The 4,379-nt window shown below is 53.2% G+C and carries 2 protein-coding genes; both read right to left on the reverse strand.

Annotated elements, in window-relative coordinates; genetic code table 11:
• Positions 1-565 precede the first annotated feature (565 nt).
• Positions 566-1,279: a hypothetical protein gene (locus XBLMG947_RS23050; RefSeq protein ID WP_146090496.1), complete on the reverse strand. Its 714-nt coding sequence runs from the start codon at positions 1,277-1,279 to the stop codon at positions 566-568.
• A 95-nt stretch (positions 1,280-1,374) separates the two neighbouring features.
• Complete coding sequence (locus XBLMG947_RS20670; protein ID WP_065470389.1) at positions 1,375-4,269, reverse strand: glycoside hydrolase family 19 protein; 2,895 nt, start codon at positions 4,267-4,269, stop codon at positions 1,375-1,377.
• Positions 4,270-4,379: the final 110 nt, after the last annotated feature.

The following is a 4,379-nucleotide window of genomic DNA, read 5'->3' on the forward strand; positions in this document are numbered from 1 at the left end:
AGGATAAAAGTCTTACTTTTTTTCGAAAATCTCATAAGCTTCAGCGCTTAATCCGGAATCTTCATTCTCGCAGCTGATTTTCTTAATGGTTCTACTTTTCTTGCTAATCATTATGTTCGTGGTGGATTCAAAGCCAACGCTATCCCCGGCGGGGTGCCCGTATCCGGTAGCTGTACTCTTGATTAGTGAAGCTAAGTGTAGTGTTGCCCCCTCCTGGTCTAGGGATGACACGAATTATAAATGAAGATGAAGGTGGCAATTCCTGTTTAGGGAACTCCAATTCAATTTTTTCGGGCGTGCCAAATCTATATTTAGCGTAGCCCCTGGAGTAGCTGGCATCTCCTGATGCACATATCGACGCGAGTTTCGACTTGGTAACGCAGTTTAGAAGCATCTTTTCGCCACCTAGGCACAGGTTCTTCGGCTTTGGCGGAGACGCATGGCAGTAACATGCCGCAAATAAAAGCATCCAGAATAAATTTTTCCTTAACATTAATTTATTCCCATTATTTTTTCAGGGAATTAAGTCTTGCCCTTCTATCTGGAATTCCATTTTCTCCACCATTTACAGCTTTACCTCAGTTGATTTAATCCAGGCATCAGTTTCTTTGCTCTTTCCTTCGTATTTGAATCTGTAGTATAAGTCGGATCCTAGATCTTCAAAATCAACAAGCTTTATTTTGTCGCCTTTAATGAGGTAAGAGTGATTTTGAGAGAATTTATCGCCTTTCTGGCTAAAGGTAAATGCTTTTTCTTCAGAAATTACAGCCATGATTTGTCTGTCTGTATTGCTACTTACCAATGTTGGGCTTGCGCAGTGACCTAGCTGGTCACAACTTTCCTTTTTTTCGATGCTATCATTTAGTGATATGCGTTTTTCGCAAAGGTAGGGGGAGCCTATTTGTGCTGAATAGCACAAAAATTCCTTATGCCAACGAGCGGCATCTCTATAGCTACTGATAACAGTCCCGTTCTTGAATTCTGGGTTTATTAAGCTCGGAGACTTTGGCTTTGTCGGTGCAGATGACTTGTATATTTCATAAAGTTCGTAGGATTCATTTACGTCGCTTTCGGCAACTTTTTTTGCTACATAGCAATGTTTGTTGTTCCAGAAGTCGCCGACGATGAATTCTGATGGCTCAATAGAGTCGTCTTTTTTTATAGCGATCCATTTGCCGTTGGATCCCAAAGAAATTTGATCGTTGCCGCGCTTGATGCTAACAGTGATTCCAGGGCAGAGACTCTGATTCTGAAATTTGCCTCCTTCGGAAACTTCCACATAATCATAGGAAGGGCTGGATTTCAACTCTGATGCTAAAGCGATAGAGTACGAAGCTAGGCTAATATAAGTCGTTAGAATTAGCCGAAATATCTTCATTGCATTTCCTTTTTAATTTTCTTAAGTAAATTTTGCCGCTCGGCAAGCCCTCTATCTCCGCCGTTAATTATCTTGGTTAGCCTTCTTACAACGTCATCGTCAAGTGCCTCCGAAGTGAGGCCAGATTTAGTCCCCTCCTCGTAATAGCGATCAATTTTTCTATTAAGGTCTTCTCCTTTAAATTTTGCCCAAAACCAAAATGCAGTGTTAACTGCCGTAGCTAGATCTTCAGCCACCTTCATTGGGTTGCTCACAACATCTAATCCAGAGTATTCTTTGTAGGAATTATATGTGCTTTTCCACGTAAGCTGAATGATTCCCTTCCCCTTATAAGTTGGGCCATCGCCAATAGTGGTGTTTCCTTCTTGAATGATCTGGTTATGGCGTTTGCATTTCTTTTTATCGTATTCCGAACTATTAACATTGCATACGGAGGCTGGATACTTTGATAAGTCGTAGTCTAAGCCGCTGGCATATTCAATGGTGGTGTTAAAATGATCGCTTTCGTGATAGCACTGTGCAAGAAAATGCTGCTTGTAGATGCACTTATCAAAGCCATTTTTGGAGAATCCATCATTAAGCAAGTCGACAAATTTTTGTATGTCAGCTTCGTATGTGTCACCACCACGAGGCATGTCGCGATGGTTGAATATTTTTCTGTCTCCAAAAATAGATCGGAATGATGTCATGCTGAGTTGGCAGCATTCCGAAGGGGAGTAGAAATTACTAATCAACCCAATAGGATGGAGGGAATAAACCTTGGCATCCCCCGGCAAAGCTGGAGTGGTTTTTACGTCGTGCCACCATTGCAGGGATTCAATCCGTTTCTTTTCCTTGTCCCAATCGGCCTTGCGCGATTCGGGGATATCGCCGTCGATCGCATTCCATTGCGCACGCGGCGTTCCCCATTCGCTGGTGTGGTGGAAGACCAGCCGGGAGATCGCTTCGGCCAACCAGGGTTGCTTGAGGGCTTTTTGCAGTTCTTCCCGCGTGAGATGGCGGTCGTCGTCGAGGTCGATGGCATCGCATAGGCGCGAGAACAGCGGGCCGCCCGTGGCCGCCTGTGCTTTGGCTTCCAGTGCGGCCTGCTCGTCGGGTCTGGCTTGCTTGGTGGCGACCACATGGCGTGCGTACAGCGCTTCCGGCGTAGTGCCGTCGGCTTCGATGGACTCGAAACCCAGCCAGTCCCACGGCGAGCAGAGGGTGACCTTGGCATGGTCCTTCTCCCTGGCCCAGCCCACGCCGCTGCTGCCGTCGATCTTGCCCACGTCCACTTGCCACCAGCGGGTGCCGTCCGCTTCGGTCGCGACCTTTTTCAGTGTCTTGATGGCGGCGACGCGGATGAAGCCTGCCTCCGGCCCGGTGGCCTGGCTCGCCTGTAGCGGGAACGTGCTCCATGCCTTGAGGGAGCGGCCGGCGATGCTGGCCTCGGCGCCCATCAGCGCCTTGTCCACCCACACCGGCGCGCCGCTGGGGACGAGTACCTGGCGGCGCGGGTACTTGTCTTTTTCTTCCTTGGTCTTCAGCGCGTTGTAGGCTGTTTCGGTGATGCTGTCGCTATCGCTGGCACCGAGCACGCGATGCAGGATCTGGCCGCCGCCGTAGGCGTGGGTAGTGCTGTTGAAGCCGCTCAGGCTGTCCTTACCCATGATCTGCAAGGTGCCTTTGCGCACCTGAACCCAGGCTCCGTCCTTGCCGCCGGCCACCACAGCGGCGGCCTCCTCGGCGCCGATCTGCTGGTCCGGTTCGCTTGGCAGCACAAGCTTGGCGCCCACGTTGATCTTGAGCAGGGTCTTTTGCTTGGCATCCAGCAGCGTTGCCCGCTCCCGGCTCTTGGCGATGAAGGTCTTGAGATCTTCTGCGGTGAATACGTCCAACTGGACCAGTGGCCGCACGCCATTCTGCGCGGGGCCGGTTGCCGCCAATGGCGTGAGATCGGCGAAGCGCTGGTAGTGACCGAGATGGCCGATGAACTCACCGGCCTTGATCGGGGCCGGCGTCGGCAGCACGTAGACCGCGTCCTGGCGGTCGGGCTCGGCGCCGGCGGCGGTCAGCTCTGCCTTGTAGGCATACAGGCCTTTTGCGTCGGCGGGAACGGTCTGGCCACTGACGACCTCGGAGATGACGAAATACCCCTTTTTGTTGGGATGTTCGGCGCCCAGCCGCAGCTTGGCGCCGCGTGGCGCATAGCCGACCTTCTGATGCTGCGCGTCGCGCAGGTTCAGGCCTACGCCTGCCTCCGGGATGGAAGGATTGGAGGCCCTGTCGCGGTCCTTGGCCTTGTCGCCGACCACATAGGCCACGCTCTTCCAGAACGCCGGGCGCGGCTTCTTCGGATCGGCTTGGTAGCCGGCCCAGTCGAGCAGGTGGAGATAGACGCTGTAGAAGATCAGCGAAGGCTCTTGCGCCTTCTGATCGGGTGTTGCCGCAGGCTGGGCTGCCGGCTGTGGCGTGGACGGTGCCGTGTTGGCCGCGCCCGGTCCAGCAGGGGCCGGCTGCACGGTCTGCTTGGGCGCAGGCGGCAGCTCCAGGCGGTGGCGGACCAACACGAAGCCGCGCGAGTAGGTGGCCTTGCCGGCGCTGAAGTCGACGTTCGGGTATTTCGAGTCGATGCGATAAGCGACGACCTCGCCATCGCCGATGCAGCGGATGCCGTCCTGCTGCGCCAGGATGTTGCCGGTGTGCGTATCGAAATGGATGCCGCCGTGCCATTGCCCGTTGGCGCCGATGGGGTAGAACCCGTCCTGCGCGTTGGACAGCGCATCGAAATAGACCTGCGGATCGTCGATGTCGGTCGGCTTGGCGCCGGCCTTGCCGGCTTCTGCGCTTTTCTGGAACGGATAGACCAGCTTGCTGATCTTCGCCAGTTTCTTCTGCTCGGTATCGGCCATGAATGATGTCTTCCTTGTAGAGGGATCAGCCCGAGAAATCGAGCATGCGGTCCGGCTCCAGATGCACCAGCCCATCGGGCAAGGCGAATTGGGGATTGCCGCTCTCCCCA

It is taken from the genome of Xanthomonas bromi (assembly GCF_900092025.1).
GTDB lineage: Bacteria > Pseudomonadota > Gammaproteobacteria > Xanthomonadales > Xanthomonadaceae > Xanthomonas > Xanthomonas bromi.